Origin of the sequence: Catenovulum maritimum (assembly GCF_001050375.1) — a bacterium.
Classification (GTDB): domain Bacteria; phylum Pseudomonadota; class Gammaproteobacteria; order Enterobacterales; family Alteromonadaceae; genus Catenovulum; species Catenovulum maritimum.
Genome location: NZ_KQ130482.1, coordinates 658,914 through 678,057, shown reverse-complemented (window position 1 = coordinate 678,057; position 19,144 = coordinate 658,914). Strand labels below are relative to the sequence as shown.

At 38.4% G+C, this 19,144-nt stretch carries 17 protein-coding genes; 3 read left to right on the top strand and 14 right to left on the bottom strand.

What is annotated here, in order from left to right; translation table 11 throughout:
- Positions 1 to 28 precede the first annotated feature (28 nt).
- The 9 genes from XM47_RS02350 to XM47_RS02310 all read right to left on the bottom strand — a co-directional run bounded on the left by XM47_RS02350 (position 29) and on the right by XM47_RS02310 (position 10,576).
- Positions 29 to 601: a hypothetical protein gene (locus XM47_RS02350; RefSeq protein WP_048688991.1), complete on the bottom strand. Its 573-nt coding sequence runs from the start codon at positions 599 to 601 to the stop codon at positions 29 to 31.
- A 243-nt stretch (positions 602 to 844) separates the two neighbouring features.
- Complete coding sequence (locus XM47_RS02345) at positions 845 to 1,210, bottom strand: NAD-dependent epimerase/dehydratase family protein (protein ID WP_048688989.1); 366 nt, start codon at positions 1,208 to 1,210, stop codon at positions 845 to 847.
- Positions 1,211 to 1,226: 16 nt separating this feature from the next.
- Entirely contained in the window at positions 1,227 to 1,820 is a 594-nt protein-coding gene (locus XM47_RS02340; protein ID WP_048688987.1) for a sulfatase-like hydrolase/transferase, read from the bottom strand.
- A 126-nt stretch (positions 1,821 to 1,946) separates the two neighbouring features.
- On the bottom strand, positions 1,947 to 3,506 hold the full coding sequence (locus XM47_RS02335) for a LamG-like jellyroll fold domain-containing protein (RefSeq protein ID WP_048688984.1): 1,560 nt from the start codon (positions 3,504 to 3,506) through the stop codon (positions 1,947 to 1,949).
- On the bottom strand, positions 3,506 to 4,060 hold the full coding sequence (locus tag XM47_RS02330) for an RNA polymerase sigma factor (protein WP_048688981.1): 555 nt from the start codon (positions 4,058 to 4,060) through the stop codon (positions 3,506 to 3,508). The genes XM47_RS02335 and XM47_RS02330 overlap by 1 nt, the downstream gene beginning before the upstream one ends.
- A gap of 4 nt (positions 4,061 to 4,064) precedes the next feature.
- A complete protein-coding gene (locus XM47_RS02325; protein ID WP_048688977.1) occupies positions 4,065 to 6,350 on the bottom strand; it encodes an FAD-dependent oxidoreductase in 2,286 nt (761 codons plus the stop codon).
- On the bottom strand, positions 6,344 to 7,579 hold the full coding sequence (locus tag XM47_RS02320) for a glycoside hydrolase family 117 protein (RefSeq protein ID WP_048688975.1): 1,236 nt from the start codon (positions 7,577 to 7,579) through the stop codon (positions 6,344 to 6,346). Before XM47_RS02320 ends, XM47_RS02325 begins: the two co-directional genes overlap by 7 nt.
- On the bottom strand, positions 7,566 to 9,263 hold the full coding sequence (locus tag XM47_RS02315) for a sodium:solute symporter family protein (protein ID WP_048688971.1): 1,698 nt from the start codon (positions 9,261 to 9,263) through the stop codon (positions 7,566 to 7,568). Before XM47_RS02315 ends, XM47_RS02320 begins: the two co-directional genes overlap by 14 nt.
- A 14-nt stretch (positions 9,264 to 9,277) precedes the next feature.
- Complete coding sequence (locus tag XM47_RS02310; protein ID WP_149865429.1) at positions 9,278 to 10,576, bottom strand: family 16 glycosylhydrolase; 1,299 nt, start codon at positions 10,574 to 10,576, stop codon at positions 9,278 to 9,280.
- 191 nt (positions 10,577 to 10,767) lie between these two features.
- On the opposite strand from XM47_RS02310, the gene XM47_RS02305 reads away from it, so the two are divergent.
- Positions 10,768 to 11,943, top strand: coding sequence for a sugar efflux transporter (locus XM47_RS02305; protein WP_048688968.1), 1,176 nt, complete (start codon positions 10,768 to 10,770; stop codon positions 11,941 to 11,943).
- 88 nt (positions 11,944 to 12,031) lie between these two features.
- Here the strand turns inward: XM47_RS02305 and XM47_RS02300 are convergent, their stop codons facing one another.
- Genes XM47_RS02300 through XM47_RS02290 form a run of 3 tightly spaced genes read right to left on the bottom strand, consistent with a single transcriptional unit; the run spans position 12,032 to position 16,055 of the window.
- Complete coding sequence (locus tag XM47_RS02300) at positions 12,032 to 14,026, bottom strand: alpha/beta hydrolase family protein (protein WP_048688965.1); 1,995 nt, start codon at positions 14,024 to 14,026, stop codon at positions 12,032 to 12,034.
- 6 nt (positions 14,027 to 14,032) lie between these two features.
- Positions 14,033 to 14,611 carry a hypothetical protein gene (locus tag XM47_RS02295; protein ID WP_048688962.1) on the bottom strand — a complete coding sequence of 193 codons (579 nt, stop codon included), beginning with the start codon at positions 14,609 to 14,611 and terminating at the stop codon, positions 14,033 to 14,035.
- Positions 14,601 to 16,055, bottom strand: coding sequence for an energy transducer TonB (locus tag XM47_RS02290; protein ID WP_048688959.1), 1,455 nt, complete (start codon positions 16,053 to 16,055; stop codon positions 14,601 to 14,603). The genes XM47_RS02295 and XM47_RS02290 overlap by 11 nt, the downstream gene beginning before the upstream one ends.
- A gap of 257 nt (positions 16,056 to 16,312) precedes the next feature.
- Between XM47_RS02290 and XM47_RS02285 the strand changes: the two genes are divergently transcribed.
- Together XM47_RS02285 and XM47_RS19015 are read left to right on the top strand one after the other, a co-directional pair.
- Positions 16,313 to 17,392 (top strand): glycoside hydrolase family 43 protein, encoded by a 1,080-nt coding sequence (locus XM47_RS02285; protein ID WP_048689222.1) that lies wholly within the window; start codon positions 16,313 to 16,315, stop codon positions 17,390 to 17,392.
- Between the two features lie 420 nt (positions 17,393 to 17,812).
- Positions 17,813 to 18,106 carry a hypothetical protein gene (locus XM47_RS19015; protein ID WP_149865428.1) on the top strand — a complete coding sequence of 98 codons (294 nt, stop codon included), beginning with the start codon at positions 17,813 to 17,815 and terminating at the stop codon, positions 18,104 to 18,106.
- Positions 18,107 to 18,157: 51 nt separating this feature from the next.
- Here the strand turns inward: XM47_RS19015 and XM47_RS02280 are convergent, their stop codons facing one another.
- Both XM47_RS02280 and XM47_RS19320 read right to left on the bottom strand, forming a co-directional pair.
- The gene (locus XM47_RS02280) at positions 18,158 to 18,406 is read right to left on the bottom strand and encodes a hypothetical protein (protein ID WP_048688956.1); all 249 of its coding nucleotides are present in this window, start codon (positions 18,404 to 18,406) and stop codon (positions 18,158 to 18,160) included.
- Complete coding sequence (locus XM47_RS19320; protein ID WP_048688954.1) at positions 18,400 to 19,089, bottom strand: RHS repeat-associated core domain-containing protein; 690 nt, start codon at positions 19,087 to 19,089, stop codon at positions 18,400 to 18,402. The genes XM47_RS02280 and XM47_RS19320 overlap by 7 nt, the downstream gene beginning before the upstream one ends.
- Between the last annotated feature and the right edge of the window lie 55 nt (positions 19,090 to 19,144).

The window sequence follows — 19,144 nt, the reverse complement described above, 5'->3', positions numbered from 1 at the left end:
AGAGACTTTATAAGTGTTAGTAATAATTTTATTGATACTTTGATAGCACGTCCGACCAAAAATTTTCTTTAGTTAATTTTTTTAAAGCTATTGTATGAGGATCGGATTTTTTACCATTTTGAACCCTTAATGGAAGATAATGTACTAATTGTCTAATTGGTCCACTATCTCCTTTTTCTGCAATACGAAGGGCATGCTGCACTGAGTATTTAAAAGCAGCGTACTCATGTTCAGCTTTATTATTACTTTTACGATTAGATTGCCTATTAAAAAGAATATGTCCGTACTCATGTAAAAGTACAACTATCAACCTATCTTCAGGATAAGCCTTTAAATCATGTATAAATGCACGAGGGGCAATATAGATTGAGTTCTTACCTCTTGCTTTACCCAAACCTTTTTCAATAGGTGTTATATAGATATTTACGTCTTGATTCGTGATTTGATCAATTACACTCCACAGTTTAGGTAATTTAGACATACTCTTACTTAAAATGTACTCAAATTTTTCTAGAGATAAATCATCCCCTCGCTTAACTTCTCCTGCGAATGCCTTACTCAAAAATAAAATAAAAAGCGAGCACATAAAAATTTTGTACATTACCTGTCCTTTTATAGAATACAAAGATTTTATATAAATATTAATGCTAACACTTTAATATTTATTCGCACCATCCACTAGAAAATTTATTTTTTCTCGAAGTCCATTAGAGCTTGGAAGGCCGGACGAAAAGTGCCAGCAAATCTATTACCTAAACTCACTCATAGCTGCCAGCCAAATGAAATCGAAATCATCTAAAACTGAATGAAAAATCAAATATGAGCAAGTATAACTTTATGCTTGTTATAACTGAGTATCAGCACAAACACCCACAAATATTCGGCTGCTAATGGTATCAACTACCCCACTCCAGCGCGATTTAACCAATAAGTTTTTCGGCTCGTCAAGCATTCGATTATCAACTATTTTTTTTGCGCCTAGGGCGAGCAAACAAGTAATATCATTAATCTGCTCTGTTGCGGCGACTACTGTGTAACCTAACTCGGCTAGTAAATGAACAGCATGACGACCAACACATCCACTTGCCCCAGTGACCAATATATCTCCCGACTCAGGTGTTATTCCATTTTCTTCAAGTGCGTTAATACACGACATTGCAGTGTACACGTTAAAAATTGTTTGATGCTCAGTTGGTTGTTCTGAATACATAATCGCCTCCGAGTATTTATCGCGGTAAGTTGTTGATTAAATGTGCTGGTATATCTAATTTTTTATCGTCAGCTCCTTTGGCGATATTGGATACTACATAATGGTTTTCTTGGGACCAGTCAGCTTCAATCCGCCCGTCACCCAAAACTATGTTGCCAAGCTTGTGCCTAATCCATTGTGCGAGTTCTGTATATTGAGTTTGGTAAGCTAGGTTATTGCGCTCGAGCGAGTCTATTGATAAGTCATACAATGCCAAGCGACTGTGCCGAAATGGGTATCGACCAGAGTGCATTGCCGCACGAGAAGGTGCACATACGGGTGAATCGGTAAAGGCATTGGTGAATAAAATACCTTCGGCGGCTAATTTATCTGTATTGGGTGACTCAACATAACCAAGTGGACTGTCATTTTGTTTATAAACTGCTCGGTTATAGGCATTGATAGAATCAGGTCGGTGATCGTCTGTAACAATCCAGAGTATGTTTGGCGGCAATTTGCTTGTCGCAAGCGGGTTAATTTCTGACTTTTCTTCTAATTTTTTTAAACTGCAAGCGCATAAACTCAGCACGCAAGCAAATAATACCAATGTTTTTAATTGTAATTTTGTCATCTTGTCTACTGTGGGTGTTTACCAATATTGTCTTAACCTATTGGTAAATCCCTTTGCAAATGACACATTTTTTTTATTATTTTTTAACTAAAAATTTAAAAGTTATTTTTTCTACCAAAAAGCCGGTTACTTATCTAAAAATCGGTTATTTTTCATCAATTGTCGAATATGTTTTTGCTCTAGTGCAGCGTCAAACACGTATAACTCATCCACTGCACCTCTAAAAAATTTATCTTTTTCATGTGCTGCGGTATAACCAATATTGCGCCCTAGCGACAATGGCCGTGAGTTATTTTGGCTGATTTTGGTATTTACTTTAGCCACCGACTTACCATTGGTTTTTTCTAATTCACCATCTACGTACATGAGTACATGGGTTGATATGTCTGACGCTTCACCGCCATACAAAACCACTGCAACATGATGCCATTGCCCATCTCTTAAATCACGCGTACCAACCACTTGGGCATTGTAAGTACCAATTCTCAGCGCACCAATTGGTCCATTTTGAGGGAATGGATTTGGCGATATTTGCCATGCAGAATAAAACTCTTGTGTGCCCCAACTGACAATACCAAATACTTCATGCCTGCCGATATCTTGTGGCACTTTTACCCAAAAACTAACTGTGCGCGGGGCATCACCGGAAATACCCGGAAATTCCGTTTCTAGCCAATTAGCGCGACCATCTAATGCAATGGCATTGGCAAAAACACCCGCGACTTGGCTTATCTGTCCGGCTTCGGTTTTGTCATATGCAGGGTAATGTTGCCCTACTATTCCTTTGCCGCTAGAGGCAAATTGCCCAGCCTGATTTTGGTCAAAAGACCAATGTAAATAATCAGGATTAACCGCTGATTTGCCCGGCAAAGCGCGCATAAATAAATTTGGACTGCTTTGAATTATTTTTATTTTTTCATCCAAACTAAAAGCAAGCGCTTGGTCTTTTTTAAGCATTTTAAAAGCTTGTTGTTTTGATGCACGCGCTTTAACTTCGCCATCCAATACGTGCACTTGGCTTTCACCTTGCTCGTTTACATCAACCGCAAATTCAGTGCCTAAATCAATTATTTCTGAGCTTGGGGTGTCGACTCTAAAGCCAATGGCTTGTGGCGGTACTTTAGCAACCAGCTTGCCCTTTTCTAAAATGACCAAATTTTCCGATCGAATGTTCAATTCAATGGGCGCTTCTAAAACTAATATCACCCCATTGTCCATTACAACTTCACTGTAACCTTGCTCTAAAGAAATTTTGCCTTTATGCAGGAGTTTACCCAAAGAAAGTTCACTTGTTTGTGACACCGCTGCTACCTTAGTTACTACTCCTAAATTGTTTTGAACGGAAATGAAGCTACTGATAAAAAACAGCATAACTATAGCGGCCACGCTGGCCGCAAACGCCATTTGAGATTTAAACCAAGGGCGAATAACCTTTGCTTTAACCGCTTGTTGTTTAACTGACTGCTGCTGGCTAATTCGCTGCATGACTGAATTAACAGTTTGGTGGTTTTCCGTTTCTAACGAAAGCTGAATTAATCTGTCTGTGCCAACTAATTTTGCTATGGCTTGTTTAACTTCAGGGTGTTTATGGCATTCATTTAACAACTCATCACTCACCTCTTCGCCTGCTAGATAAGCCGCGATTAACCTGCGCTGTTCTTTACTCAAGCTTTTGGATTGATTCATTAACAATACTCCTTGAGATTTTTTTCTATGCAGTCACGCAATTTCTCTCGTATACGAAACATACGCATGGTCATAGCCGAATGACCTACCCCATGTTTTTTAGTAAGCTCGGCAATTGAAAACCCTTGTTTATAATGCTGATTAACCAGCTCATGCGTTTTTTCATTTAACTGAGTCATACAATCTTTAAGTGCTGCAACGCTGGCTACTTCTTGCCCTTGTGAATATTCGGTATCAAGCTGCTGGTTAACTAATGTTTCAAGCTCTGCATGGCTACCGACACTTATGGGTTTATGTTTGCGTAGGTAATTTCTAAGCAAGTTAATGGCAATACCGCGTAGCCACGCATCTACTGGGCGGCTTTCATCAAATTCATCTAATTTATTAAACGCAAGAATAAAGGTTTCTTGAGTTAAATCTTCAGCCTCAGATGGCTCATGCAAACGCATACGCAAACAGGCACGAATGCTACTTTGGTAACGTTCTACAATAGTTGCATAAGCCTGCATGTCGCCATTGCGTGCTTGTAAAATTAAATGACTATCGTCTTGCATTTAGCTAGTGGATCTCTATTTGAAATAAACTCGCTGGCACTAAATCGCTTGGCTGGTCAAATTCAAACACAAGTTCATCTACTTGAATTGCTTGCGCTAATGTATGTTTATTAACGGTTTGATAATTTCCTACCACTTCAAGCAATGTAGTGCCATCAGCCTGTTTTATTCGATAATTTTGCACACAGTACGGCATTTCACTTTCTGGGTGCAGCATTAATACTGTTTCTAACGCATGGTCGCTATCTGTATCAAAGAATAGAGTTATTTGGTTAATATTGACAGGTTCAGGCCAGCAAAACTTTACTTGTGGGTGTTTGTCATTAAAACTTGCAGCCCAAGTATTGCTTTGCTTCCACGGGCGCAGATAACCATTTGTTATATGTGACAGCGGATGCAGCTTGAATGCAGGTTCAAATTGCAAAGCTAAGTTTTGCCCTTTTGGTCGACGTTCTGGCGTCCAAAATTCAAAACTCTCGATTCCTGACTCTACAGGCATAGTTTGTTTACCCGTATTAGATACCGCTTTGTGCATCTTGTTAAATACAGGCATAAAACCCGTGACTCGCTGCTCGGATATAGCCAGTTCAATCGCCGCATTTGGGTAAAAAGTAACAAAACCATACTGAGCGGCAATTTCTACACTAGAAAAATCAAGCGTGATTGTTTGTTCACCCGCAACTAGGTTTAGCTCTATGGTTTTTAAGTCAATTTCTGGGGTGTAATTTTCAGCTTTTACACTGACTCTTAAAGCAACTTTTAACTGAGTTTCAGTTTGTGCTTTAACTTTAAGTTTCATTACAGGTGCCATGCCTTGATTAAACGGCATAAGTTGGGCGCAACCTTGCGTTAAAGGTATATATTCACCACTTGGCAATAATTGTTTTAATTCGAGTTCGCTGCTGGCTGAGATTCGTGCTTGTTTAGCCAAATTAGTTTGCTGCGCTAAAGGCACATTTGGTATGCCATGGCCAAACATATTCAGTTGCTGTTGCAAACTATGCATATATTCTGGGTTTAACATGCTTTTAGGACTAATACTATTTTGTTTGCACAATGCAGCGGCAGTACCAACAGCTTGACCACCATGAGCACAAGTTATCATCACTCGGCTTGAACCATAGGCCATATGGCTAGCACTGATATTACGCCCAGCAAAAAATAAATTATCTATGTCTTTGCTAATAAAACAACGATATGGAATTTGATAAACGCCTTTGGAGTGAAATTGCGAACAGGCTGGTTTATCACTATAAATGCCTTCTGATGGATGAATATCAATCGCCCAGCCACCATAAGAAACAGCATCGGCAAACTGAGTTTGTTCCACTATATCTTGCTGTTTAAGCATATATTCGCCATTAAAACGGCGACTTTCGCGTTTACCTGGTACTGTACCTATCCATTCTAAAGTTAGGTTTTCAACATCTTCAAATTTGCCGCTGTTTTTAATGTAGTCCCAAATGCCGTAAACAATTTTCCATAATTCCCATTTAATTTCTTCTGTTTGCGTAATTGTGTTGTGTATACCGCCGTATTCAACCCACCAAAATTTAACGCCTGAATCACTGCCTTGAATATTTTTAGAGCGTGGAATTGCGCTAATTTGTTGATGTGTATAAGCAAATTTTGGGGCGATATATTTAACTGGATGATCTAGCTTTTTACTGTAAAAAAACAGCGTATGCCCTAACAGTTGATCGCTTGCTTGCACTGGTGCAAGTTGCTCGCCAAATTCATCACGCGATTCAGCGCCAATTCTAAAACTTGCCCCCGCATTAAAAGCAACTAAACCATCGCCCGTTGCATCACAAAACAACGGGGCTGAAACTGTGTATTCAGTTGAATTTTGACTACAAAAAGCAACAACACTGCCAATTTTACGCTCAGCTGATTTATTCACTAGGTAAACCGCAGTATTAAGCAGTAATTGAATATTCGGCTCTGCCGCGACCTTATCTAACAATACAGCGTCAAATATAATTGGATTACCGTCTTTGTTCACCTTTAGGTTTTCCAACATAATTTCGTCAATAATCCCACCTTCACGAGACCATCTATTATTATTGCCCATATGCGAGGTTGCGCCCAATGCCCAAACTCGCACTTCGCTAGAAGCGTTGCCGCCTAATACAGGCCTGTCTTGAATTAATACAACTTTACTGCCATTACGCGCTGCAGCAATCGCAGCACACACACCGGCAAGTCCACCACCCACTACCACAAAATCTGTAGTAATCTGTAGTTTGTTATTGGTTCTTGTTTGTGGGCTAAAACTTTCTACTAACATGCATTTTTACTCTTTTGTTCACTCTTTTGTTCACTCTTTTGTTTACCCTCTTGGGCAGCTTGTTGACGCTGTATTTTTTGCTTTTCAGATAAACCTTGGGCGAAATACACACTTGGATGATGAATCACATCGGTTTCTTTCATATCTGTGTTGTTAGCGTTTTGGATTAAGTTGCAGTCGAACCTGCCTAAAAAGCTGTGTTTAGTGCTTGGGTCGGTTTTGTCACAAAAATGCGATAAGCCCCACTCTATCCCTTGGCCACTTTCAGTATTGTTAAAGGCATCAGCTACATATGGCCCTGCCGCAACAGGCATGAGAGAAGTAACAGACGCTATGGAAAAATTAACCCCATCAGGTGCAAATTGAATGGTATTGTTTTCGTTACCATTACGAATAGCCAAAGCTGCTATGCCCTGTTTAAACGGAAAATAGGTGGTTTCGTGCCCTGAGTTGAGCACTGGGTTTAATGGATGTTTATTAAAAGGCCCCATTGGGTTGTCAGCAATTGCAAGGCCGTTTGCAACCAAGTATTCAGGCCTGTCACCAAAAGCAGCTTTGTAATATAAGTGGATTTTGCCTTGGTAGACCAACAAGTATGGATCGTGAATTGAAAATTGATCCCAACTGCCTGCAGGGCCGTTTTGAACTACTATTTTGTTGCAAGGCGTCCATGGGCCATCTGGGCTGTCCGCAGACGACAAAGTAACAGGACAATGATCGCCTTTTATGCCACTGGCTTGCATAAAAGCTTGATAGTACAAATAGTATTTACCTTGCCAGACTAAAATATCGGGCGTTGAAACCGAGCGCCAACCTAGCTGAGGTTTGGCTGGGCGTTTAATAGCACAACCTTGCTCTTGCCAACTAAAACCATCTTGACTGGTTGCATACCAAATTTCGGCTAAATCCCAATCGGTTGATGGTATTGTATCGCTACACCTTTCAGGCCCTTGCGGTGGTGTTTGGGTGTCGCGCTTGGTATACCACACATAGTACAAGCCATTTACTCGAATAATTTTTGAAGGATCGCGACGCGACACTGTGCCGTCGCCATCACGATAATCAAAACCTTGTAGTTGAGTATATTTAAAACTACTGAACAAACTATTATCTTCTGGCCGCGGCGTTTGATACTCGTCGTACATACGCGCCATAGCTTTGCTTAACGGCCTGTCTGGTTTGGTTTGTGGAATCTCCCATGGAAAATCAGTTTGTTTAGGCTTGTTCATATACACCCTCTACATCAGCAGTTTTATTTTTAAAAATCAGCCAAGTACCAATGAGCGTGACTATGCTGGCCATTAAAGCGACAACCAAGTTGCCTTTTTCGGCTAAAATAGCCAAACATATTAAAATGAGCCCAGTAAACAAAATGCCAAAACCTATCACTTGATTCCCCTTGGTATTTGCAGCGTTGTTGCTACCAGAATCTGTGTTTGCACCTTCTTTTTCGGCTTGTTGTTTTAAGCTTTCAAGTTGTTTGTACTGTGCATACCTTGGCGCAACTTGTTTAGTTGCTCGGTAATACAATTCAAACAACACAAGCAAAATAACCGGAGTAGTCACGCCTAATAACATTTCTTCTGCTCTACTTAATGACAGTTCAAACAACCAAGGGCTGATAAACTTAAAATATGCGTTAATCGATAAGGTTAAAATTGATGTGGTTAGAATTGAAAAGCCACATTGATATTTTGAAAACAACAACCAAATCGGTGGCAAAAACAATGCGCCACCAGTAAGCGCTGCCATGGTCATAACCACTTCAACCACACCGCCCATATAAGGTACTAACAGTGCTATTGTTATAGTGACAAGTCCCAATAACACTGTGGTTAATCGGCCAATTTTAACTAATTTCGATTCGGCTAGTTTTGGATATAACGGCTTAATCACGTCGTTGGTAATTACACCTGCAGTAATATTGAGGGCGGTGTTTATTGAGCTTGAAGTCGCGAATATCATGCCACCTAGCATTAAACCCAGCATGCCAACAGGTAACACCTCTTTACACATGAGTAAGTAAGCACCTTCGTTATCAGCAGCTGCAATATCTGGATTTAGCACTCGATAAACCATAGGTGCTATCATCCAAATAACTGGGCTAATTAGATACAAACCACCGAATAACCAACCGACTTTTTTTGCATCTTGCGGTGTGGCAACACAGGTATATCTTTGAATATATGCCCAATTGCCAGCGATAAAAAATAAGTTATACAAGGCAAATGCAAAAATAAAACTCCAAGTGTATTCACCGCCCGTTAAGCTAAAAAAATTTTCTGGCGCTTTGTTAATAAAGTTACTAATGCCACCAATTTCTTGTAACGCCAAAGGCACTACCACAAGCACTGCTGCAGTTAGCACCACAAATTGCAAAATATCAGTAACAATAACCGCCCACAAACCACCAACCGCGGTATAGAGTAAAATTAATAAACCTAACCCAATAATGGTGTTGGTTATAGGCAAGCCAGTGGATACTTCAACAATTTTCGCAACTGGATATAAAAAGGTGCCAGTTGAAAACGTCGCTATAGTTAAAAATATGCTTGTATAGACCTTTTTAACGCGCTCACCTAAACGTTCACTTATATATTCAGCAGCCGTTAGTACACGTGTTTTTTGCCACTTAGGCGCAATAAAAAAGCCTATAACCACACCAGCCAAACACATTGTCCATTGAATAGTCACAGCTACCCAACCATGCTGATAAGCAATTGAGCCCCAAACAACAAAAGTACCTGCCGAAAAGAAACTCATAAAAAGTGACAAGCCACTCATCCACCACGGCAAAGCACCGCCCGCAGAAAAATAGCTTTTCATATTTTTACCAGAGCCAGCAAAGCTGATGCCGCAGCCAACCACCAGCAGGGTAAATATAATAATGACGATAATATCAACTGAACTCATAACCAACACCCGCTTTATGGTTTACGTTGATAATAACGAACCCAGTCAATTTGCATGGCGGTATCGTCAATTGCATCTGTTACTGGGCCTGCAATTTCAGCTTTTAAAATAGCTAAGCTGAACAATAAAGTTTGTTCGCTAAAACACACATCGTTGCGCATGGTGTGGTATAGCTCGCCATCAAAATAAAACTTGAAGTAATTTTCATCCCACTCTAGGCCATAGGTGTGATATTGCTCACCAAAATTAGCGACATCTGCTGCGTTATAACTTGTTAATTCAACCCAGTCAGTACCGTTGTGGTATTCAATGACATAATCACCAATTAAGTTACGGTAAAAACCTTTTGAATCGCCATACTCTTGCAGCCAACCATTTACAAATTGGATCGCGCCAATTTCCTTCGCGGTATTCCACTCAAGATGCAGCCATTTTTTACCATGTTTTTCTGATACCCAACGAGTATCTAACTTGTTATCAATCGCAAATGTTTCTTTCGACGGCAATTTATTAAACACACCATTGGTGGTGAGTTTAGTGTCTGCTGCCAAAGCATGATTGAGCATGTTATCTGTCAGCTCTGCTGTTGGGGCAGAATAACCAGTTGAAGATGGCGCAAGCGCTCTAAATTCGGCAATATGAATAGACGCTGGGTTATGCGAAGTTAAGCGAATTTTATTCGTTTTAACGGGCTTTTTTAAGATAATGTTGTGATCGGGTTTGCCGAGCAAGGTCCAATGTTTTTGATCGTCATCATGGCTAACACGTCCATTTGGCAATGTGTAGGTATCTGTCCAATTATGCACATTGGTGTTGATAATATTTGGGAAATGGCCTTCGTTTATATCAATTTCGCAGGCTTTTTGTCCATCTTTAACACCTTGTTTTGGCCAAAACCAAAATGAGTTATTGGTACCGTAAGCCTCAGCATATTTAAACCTTGCTTCAAAATAGCCGTAACCAAAAGTACGTTTAGTCCAAACGTTACCCGTAGTCCAATCTTGCCCACCACGACTTTCTTTTTTCGCTTTAAGATACAATGCACCATCTTTTACTTGCGCATTTTCGCGCCAACGACTGCTAAGCACCCAAGGGTTTTCGGTTGGGCCGTTTTGTGAAAGCCAATTTTCATCTAATTGCTCGTCCGCGTAATTAAATTCGTCTTGCCAAGCGAGCTCCCACTTAGACATATCAATGCTTTTAGTGCCTTTAAAAGCATGTGACTGCTGCGGTTTTTCTTGAATATTTGCACAAGCATTTAAACCCGAGCTTGCCAATAACACAGCAAGCGCGGCATTTGTAGGTAATTTCATACTATCGCCTTTGTTAATTGTTTTTCTATTTTCGGTTGTTATAGATAATTGTTTTCAGTTAACAAAGGTGACACTTTTAAATTATAAGTTTTTTATTTAAAGCTAAAACGCATAAATTTGACTTGTTATGTGCCAAATGTGATTGAATTAGATTACTATCTATTTTTATAAATTACATACACCAAAAACAGATGACTTCTATTTTTTCATCACCTGCCACAGCGAAAACTTATATCGTGTTGAGTTCGTTGACGGGTCTTATCACTGCTTTTATCTATCCCTTAATCAGTTTCTTTTTGATAGAAGATTTAGCCGTAGAGCCCAAATATATCGGTATATATATGGTTAGTGTGACTCTGTCTGGTTTAGTGTTAAGTCAATGGTTAGGCTCATTGGCAGATAAAGGGATCAGTGCGAATAAAATGTATATGATTGCCAATTCAGGCATTATTTTAGCGTTAATCATATATATAAATACCTCTAGTTTTGCTGTGGTGCTATTGGCAGGTATTGTTTTTATGTCTATTGGAAATGCAAGCTTTCCTCAAATGCTGACGCTGGGTAGACAATGGGCAAGTACTCAATCGCTTGATGCTACTCAATTCAATTCACGAATTAGAGCTGGCGTTTCTTTTTCTTGGATGATCGGCCCACCAATCGCTTTTACTTTAGTCGCAATAATTGGATTTTCAGGTGTATTTAGTATTGCCATTTTGGTTGCTCTAACCGCAATTTTGTTTGTTTGGCGAGTTTTGCCAGAGCACAAACCCAATCAACAATTAAATAGTCAGGAACCTAATGCAAAGCCAACAATATCTTTTTGGTTTCTTGCTGCTGCAATCATAATGGGAAGTTTAGGTAATAATATGTATACCTCATTGCTACCACTTTATACGATTAAAGAATTAGCCATGCCTAGCTATACACCCGGGATTTTAATGGGGTTAGTGGCGGGTTTAGAAATAGCAATAATGCTGTTAACGACTCGCCTTTGCCGCTACTTTAATAAAGTAAACCTGTTTATTTCCGCTTTTGGTTTTGGTTTTATATTTTATGCCGGTATGTTTTATGCGACGAGTTTGCAACAAATGCTGCTGTTGCAATTGGTAAATGCTTTATTTTATGGCTTGTTTGCAGGTGTTGGATTAACTTTATTGCAAGAGCAACTGCCTAAAAGAATCGGTTTCACATCTGCGGTTTATTCAAATGGCTTTAAAATAGGCGTAATGTTAGGGGCGAGTTTAATGGGGGTCATTGCCCAATTTTATAACTTCCGTTACGCATTACTAGGTGCAGTTTTGGCTTCTTTTATCGGCATCTGCTTAACTTGCTTATTTATTTTGTATCGACCCAAAAACCAGAGCTAAGGTTTAATGATGTTTTAAATCCCAACTCTGGATAAGAACTTAACTTATGGTATGAAAAAAGACACACCCTAGCGATTATGCTAACGGGTTAAAATTGATGGCTTACCAATTCTTCATTTTGATTGCCTTTATTCAATATTTTATCTTCCAACTTACGCAATTGCTCAGCGTTTTCACCTACGCTAGGTGGCAGTTTTAAACTTTTACGAATAAATTGATCAATAGCTATCATTTCGTGCCTAGCCGCACTTAGTTTATTATGTCCATGCTTAGCCTGAGTGTAATAAATACTTTTATGTGGTTTATTTTTAAGCTGTAACACTTTTTCTAATCTCAGACTATGTTCTAGTCGAGCAATTTCATCCTTTGCACCAGCAGTAATTAAGATTGGACTAAAGATTTTATCAACTAAATAGACAGGTGATCGAACAGCTAAATCTGGATGATATTTACCAACTACTGCTTCAATCGATTTCACTCTAAGTGGATGAGATCTTTGGTTACTGTCATTATACAACAAAGGCAAATCGTATATGCCAAACCGAGCAATAACGCATTGATAAAATTCAGGGTCTGAAATGGACAACATAACAGATGAGTAACCACCATAGCTAGCACCAATTGCGCAGGCTTTGTCATAATCATAATGTTGACGCACATGCTCAACGGCTAAACTAATATCATGCTCAATTAATTGCCCAAACTCCCCTCGCCCAGCATTTTTAAAGGATTTACCATAGCCAGCCGAGCCCCTAAAGTTAACCTGTAACACAGAATAACCCCGGTTGACTAAAAATTGAATTGTTGGATTAAATCGTCTGGTATCTGCAATGCCAATTGGGCCGCCATGCGGCATAACAAGAAGTACTTTGTTGTCGAGTGAACTAAAAGGTTGAGTGATAAATGCATCAATATTGGGACCGTTTTCTTGCTCTATCAAAATATGGTCCGCTTTTCTAAACTGAGTGTAATCAAGATCTGCAAGTCGGTTACCGAGTTTAATTGCTTTGCTTACTGTTGGATCAAATAAAAAATACTGACCTGGATTGCTGCTTGAACTGACGTAAATCAGAAATTTTTTATGATCCAGTGATCTATCGACAATATATGCTATTTGATTAGGAAAGCTGGCTGCCAATTTTTTAGCGAATGAAAGCTGACTTGAGTCGATATAATCTCTTGAATAGATACCATCAATATAAAAAGAAACATACTCTAGTTGATTATTAAGATCATAATAAGCAGAGTGTAAATCTCGACTTGAGTGTTGATAAATGATTTTATCAACCGTTTGGCTTTCAATATTAAATTCAACCAGTTGGATTAACTCTGATGAAATATTAGTTAAGGCAATTACTTTTGTATCATCAATATAAGTGACAGGCTTAAAATCATGCTCGATTGGTGATATTGCAATCATCTTTTGCCAATCGCCCTGACTATCTAACAACCAATGGGTTACCTCTCTGTTTTTTACATCAAACGTTTGGCTAAACCTAAGCTTTAGTTGGGCATCTGTCGAATACTTGTGCATATTTTCTGAGCCTAATGTCAGTAATTTTTGCGCTTTAAAATTATTAGTAATCAATGATTGATTATTAGTTGCATAAAGTTTGGGACGCTTTGATACACCATGATATGAAGCAAATAGCAGCTTGTCTGTCTGGTTTTCTAGCGGATTAACAATATGACCGTTTGCTAAAAATCGTTTTTTCTTTAGCGTTTTAGACAATGCATCTTTTTTAAAATGGTAAATATATCTATATGTACGGCTGGACAAGTTTGATTTAGATTTTAAGTTTAATATGACATTTTGGTTATCTAACCAAGCTAACTCCTTTATTTGAATAGTATCGCCTGCACTTTGACGATAGAGCTCAACGACCTCTTCCGTAGTTGGGTTGATCAAACTCACAAATAATTGCTGCTTGAAGTGTCCTGTCATTAATATTAAATCGCCATTTGGTGATAAATCTAGATTTGAAATTTGTGGCTTCGCAAATAATTTAGTGATTGGAATCAATTGTTGAGAGAATACCGGCCCGGTCACTATAAGGGCGAATAACACAATTAGCTTAACCATTTTTAATTATTCCTTTAAAGACGCTTGTATTGAACTCACAAATTGATTGAAATGATCTACACCGAAACCAGAGTATGCCATTAAATATTTATCAGATAGATTCATATACTGTGAATCTATATGGGATTGAGCTCGCGACAACTTATTCACCCAGTTTAATTTAAACCAACTGGGGCCTTCGTTAACAAACAACTCACGCAATTCTAGATGCCCAGCATAGTTGATTTTGTCTTCTATCACCCTAAACGACCAATCAAGCTTGGAATCTAATGAGTACTCTCTAAGGCCACTAATCACTTGGGTTAATTCATAGTTTCCGGCTGGTAACGAAACTAATAAATATTCACCTTCATCAATTGCAGAATCCGGCTTATACACATAGGTTATCCAGCTTTTTATACTAATTTCTTTAATATATGCATTAGTGTCTAGACCGATTAGCAAATAACCATAACCTTTAGGTAAATTTTGATCATTGACTTGTTTAACCGGACTTGGCTCTATTGTCGACTTGCAACTAGCAAGGAATATCACTGAAACGAAACTCAACAAAAATAAAATCGGCTTAATACTTTTAGCTTTCATAAGTGTTTAACTCGTGCTGCCAAGTTTTAGTATTCCAGTTCAGGTCATCTCCTATAGTAATAGCCTGTTCAAGGTTTTGTTTAAAGCATTTTTCTTGATTAAGTTTTAACTCAGTTTGCGCCAGTAAATAATAAACATTTGGTAAAGCATCTGTGTCTTCAATGATGTTTTCAAGCCAAACTTTTGCTTTATTAAATTGCGCTTCTGTTGCGCCATTTTCTAGCCACAAGCTAGTCAATTTCAATTGCGCTTCAGGCAAATTATCAGCAATCCGTGTTAACCAAAACTCAGCTTTTTTAATATCTTTTTGAAGCAAAGGCGTTGGCGGATCCATTAATAATTCACCTAAGCGAAATTCAGCTTTGTCATAGCCAAAATTGGCTGCTTTTTGTATCCAATCAACACCTTCTTTATATTCATTTTGTTGAAAAATTAAGTACTGGCCTAAATCAAGTTGTGCTAAAACATGGCCAGATTCAGCTAACTCTGTGATAACTGACAAATATGAAATTGCATCTTTTTTTGGTAACAACTGCTGATAAGCGTTTAAAAAACCCGCATACAAATACTTTGAATTAATATCCTGATCCGATTCTCTTTGTAATCTTTTGAATGTCTTATATTGATTTGGATAATCATTTTTAAAGTCAGCTCTGTCGATGAAGCCAAACCTAACAGTAGAAACAAGCCCTAATTGAAAAGCGTCTTGTTTATTTATTTGAGCAGGGCGTAACTTTGATTTAATGACGGCGTCAAGTGTAGGCTTGTCGAAACGGCCTTTTGGCCAAGAAAATAATACTTCAGGATAAACAGGGTTTCCTTCTTTTGACACATCGTATTTTACAATTACCATTCCCGAGTCATCATTGACTAAAGATGTGCTCAGGGTTGATAAACCGCCAAACTGAGCATTACGAATAGCTGAATTTATCGCCATTTCATTACGAGCTCTAGCACTTCCTCTTTTGTATTCTAAAGGCCCCCTAACTAATAATTTAGCGCGGCGGTTAAATCTTTGCGCTTTAATGGGTTGGCTAGTAAACCTAGGGTAGATATTGTTTTTAACTGCAGATTTACCATATTTATTAGCAAGTTCCGTCATATAAGCTTGCGCTTTTTTTTGCATTTCTGGTGATAATTCAGAATAAACTTGTTGAGTATAAGCTAAAGCATTTGGGTGATCGTATTCAGAAGCTAAAAACAGCCAACCAACTGCTGATATTTTATCAACCTTGCCAGTATTACCTTGATAATGAAGTAGTCCTAGGGTGAATTGAGCTTCTGCTCTGCCAATTTCTGCGGATGACTTTAGATGCTTAGCTGCTTCGGCATAGTTTTTCTCTGCTAGCGCTTTATGTGCTATAGACATATTAGCTAATGCCGTATTGGAAAATATATATAATAAAGAAACAAGTGCAGCAGCACTTAATTTGATTCCTTTCATAGCGATAACCTTAAGTTTCATGATGATTATTTTAGTTTAAAAAAATGGATAAGAACCCACACAAACATATAACGTTTATATAGATAATCCCATTGTACATTTATGTAACATTTGCATCAAATTAAAATAACCGATAAACCCAACAGATTAATGGTCCATTTGACTATTAATCTGTTAATTGCTTTAATACAAGTATCTAAACTTGAAAATTGATATAAGAGGTCGGTATGCAAAAAAGCCACAATCAGCTAGGTATAATGTCAAAACTACTAATGTTCATGTCAGTTGGTATTGCCTTAATGGCTTGTCAAGAAACAATAAGTAAAAATCCAGCTGAAGATAAAAACCAACAAACAACAAAGCCTAAGTTCAAACAAGCCTTAGTGACAGACATTTATACTGCCGATCCTTCTGCACACGTGTTTAATAACAAAATTTATATTTACCCTTCGCATGATGTAGAGACAGATATAAAACCGAATCATCATGGTGACCATTTCGCCATGCGCGATTATAAAGTGTTATCAATGGATTCAATTAATAGTGAAGTCATAACTCATCCTACCGCGTTGGATATTAACGATATTCCTTGGGCTGGACGTCAACTCTGGGCACCTGATGCCGCAGAAAAAAACGGCCAATATTACTTGTATTTTCCTGCTAGAGATAAGCAAGACATTTTTCGGCTAGGTGTTGCCAAAAGTGATAAACCTGAAGGGCCTTTTGTTGCTGAGCCCAACCCGATGCCAGGCAGCTACAGTATAGACCCAAGCGTTTATAAAGACTCTGATAACACATATTACTTATATTTTGGCGGTATTTGGGGTGGGCAATTACAAAATTGGCAAAATGGAAAGTTTGAAGCTGAATTTAGCTACCCAGCAGATAAAGAGCCAGCTTTGATGCCAAAAGTCGCTAAACTTGCAGGCAATATGCTTGAAATGGCTGAAAAGCCTAGAGATGTCATGTTATTAGATGAAAGTGGTGAGCCTATTACCCAAGGCGATAACCATAGAAGATTTTTTGAAGCCGCATGGGTTCATAAATATAAAGGTACTTATTACTTTTCTTATTCAACAGGCGATACGCATAAAATAGCGTACGCAACTGGTAGTTCACCATACGGCCCTTTTACTTATCAAGGTGTTGTTTTAGAGCCAGTTATTGGCTGGACTAATCATCATTCAATTATGGAATATCAAGGTAAGTGGTATTTGTTTTATCATGACAGTAGCTTATCTAAAGGACAAACTCATTTAAGATCGGTCAAAATGGCTGAAATTAAATACGATGCTCAAGGAAAGATACAAGCGATTACTGACTTTGTAGAAAATTAATCACCCAACTGAAATAGCGCCTGACATCTTGATTGGGCGATATTTTTTATTAGAATAAGGTGAATTCGCGTACGTTGTAGCGAATTCAACACACCCAATATCGTAATAGCAAGGTAAGGCTTTAATTCATTAATTGCTAATTTACCAAATTGCCCCCTATCGAAGCAAAATTTTCAGTGCGACTTACCAGTTAACACCTTAAAACCAACATATATTCATAGAGACCAAAAGATAAAATAAATTAACTGAGCTTAATAAACAACAAATAAACTGCTTAAAATTTGACTTATGTTAAAAATTGTTACAACATTTTTATTATTGTCAGAATGACAATAATCTGATTAATTAGTAACCCTATTAATTAATCACATAAAGCCAAATTAACTATTTAATTTAAAATAATAAAAGAGAGTTGAAACAATGAAGCTAACAAAATCTAAAATGAAATCTCTAATATTCTCATCTTGTTTGTTATTAACCGGAGTAAGCTTATCCGCACATGCGGTTTTAACCAAAAAATCAGTCAGCGCGGCTGGTTATTGGGGCGACGTGTTAATGCCAAATAATAATTCAATATTGTATATTCTGCGCCAAATCCGCACCCATTCCGGACGAAATCTGCACCGTTTCCGTTTAAAATCTGCAAGCTTTCCGCTCAGATTTGGCAACATAGAACGACTTCCTAAATTTCCTTACAAAAGAAAATACCAGTAAGTATAGAGCTTACTGGCATAACTAAAGTGCGAGACTTTGAATTCAAAATGCTTAGGAAAGTCGGTCATACTTTCGGATTTTAATCCAGTGCAATAGTAGTTTAATTAAAGCCCAAGCACCGCCGAAGCAAAACAAGGAGATAAACACAAACCACTCCAATCCGGGTTTTAATAATTCAAAATAAATACCCATCTGGATCAGAACTTCAAGTACAATTCCTAATAGAATAACTCCAAGACCGTCCAAAGAAACAGACAGATACAAATAATATCGCCCTTTACTCTTCTCTTTTTCTAACATTGTTTTTGTACTCCACAAGAGTCAGCTACCCCATTAGAATTAGCAACAGCATTCCCAACAGCATCAGCTACCCCTACAGTATTAGACGATGATGAAGTACCTGTAGTTTGTTTTATATGCTGTATTAAATTCTGGTCTGACACTGATAAATTATTAAATGCTTTTTGATTTGCCATTGTCTTCGCAGCATCTATACCATCTCCAACTAACGAACCAGCAGCCCCAGCCGCAGAGCCTATTAGTGCACCAGTCCCAACATTATCAGTCAGGTTTTTGCCATCAATTGCATTATTAGCTACTGTTGAACTTGCTCCAATGGCCGCTCCACTCGCAGCATTAACAGCAGTTCTGCCCGCTAAACTCAATGATGCCACTTTGGAGGCCAATCCTGCGCCTGTAGCTCCTGCTGCACCAGAAACTAGAGCCTTACCTACATTTTTTGCAATCCCTGAAAAACTAGTATCCTTTATTTCACCTGTTAAAGCTTGTCTAGTCACTTCTAAAGCCACGCCAGCAATAAAACCTAATACCGGAAATTCGCCATCAGGGTCAGTATACTTATACGGGTTGTTATTTGCGTATGTATATCTGCTAAATGAATGCACTGGACTTGCATTAGTAAACCCAACCGGATCATTCGAGTAGAATCGACCTATGACTGGATCATAGTATCGTGCCTGCATATACAGTAATCAACACTACGCTCCAATTTTTTATTGCTAGTCAATTTTCAAGCAA

What these genes read in the sequence shown, in the direction of transcription:
- XM47_RS02350 (WP_048688991.1), bottom strand. Translation starts at nt 601, where the DNA reads ATGTACAAAATTTTTATGTGCTCGCTTTTTATTTTATTTTTGAGTAAG.
- XM47_RS02345 (WP_048688989.1), bottom strand. Translation starts at nt 1,210, where the DNA reads ATGTATTCAGAACAACCAACTGAGCATCAAACAATTTTTAACGTGTAC.
- XM47_RS02340 (WP_048688987.1), bottom strand. Translation starts at nt 1,820, where the DNA reads ATGACAAAATTACAATTAAAAACATTGGTATTATTTGCTTGCGTGCTG.
- XM47_RS02335 (WP_048688984.1), bottom strand. Translation starts at nt 3,506, where the DNA reads ATGAATCAATCCAAAAGCTTGAGTAAAGAACAGCGCAGGTTAATCGCG.
- XM47_RS02330 (WP_048688981.1), bottom strand. Translation starts at nt 4,060, where the DNA reads ATGCAAGACGATAGTCATTTAATTTTACAAGCACGCAATGGCGACATG.
- XM47_RS02325 (WP_048688977.1), bottom strand. Translation starts at nt 6,350, where the DNA reads ATGTTAGTAGAAAGTTTTAGCCCACAAACAAGAACCAATAACAAACTA.
- XM47_RS02320 (WP_048688975.1), bottom strand. Translation starts at nt 7,579, where the DNA reads ATGAACAAGCCTAAACAAACTGATTTTCCATGGGAGATTCCACAAACC.
- XM47_RS02315 (WP_048688971.1), bottom strand. Translation starts at nt 9,263, where the DNA reads ATGAGTTCAGTTGATATTATCGTCATTATTATATTTACCCTGCTGGTG.
- XM47_RS02310 (WP_149865429.1), bottom strand. Translation starts at nt 10,576, where the DNA reads ATGAAATTACCTACAAATGCCGCGCTTGCTGTGTTATTGGCAAGCTCG.
- XM47_RS02305 (WP_048688968.1), top strand. Translation starts at nt 10,768, where the DNA reads ATGACTTCTATTTTTTCATCACCTGCCACAGCGAAAACTTATATCGTG.
- XM47_RS02300 (WP_048688965.1), bottom strand. Translation starts at nt 14,026, where the DNA reads ATGGTTAAGCTAATTGTGTTATTCGCCCTTATAGTGACCGGGCCGGTA.
- XM47_RS02295 (WP_048688962.1), bottom strand. Translation starts at nt 14,611, where the DNA reads ATGAAAGCTAAAAGTATTAAGCCGATTTTATTTTTGTTGAGTTTCGTT.
- XM47_RS02290 (WP_048688959.1), bottom strand. Translation starts at nt 16,055, where the DNA reads ATGAAAGGAATCAAATTAAGTGCTGCTGCACTTGTTTCTTTATTATAT.
- XM47_RS02285 (WP_048689222.1), top strand. Translation starts at nt 16,313, where the DNA reads ATGTCAAAACTACTAATGTTCATGTCAGTTGGTATTGCCTTAATGGCT.
- XM47_RS19015 (WP_149865428.1), top strand. Translation starts at nt 17,813, where the DNA reads ATGAAGCTAACAAAATCTAAAATGAAATCTCTAATATTCTCATCTTGT.
- XM47_RS02280 (WP_048688956.1), bottom strand. Translation starts at nt 18,406, where the DNA reads ATGTTAGAAAAAGAGAAGAGTAAAGGGCGATATTATTTGTATCTGTCT.
- XM47_RS19320 (WP_048688954.1), bottom strand. Translation starts at nt 19,089, where the DNA reads ATGCAGGCACGATACTATGATCCAGTCATAGGTCGATTCTACTCGAAT.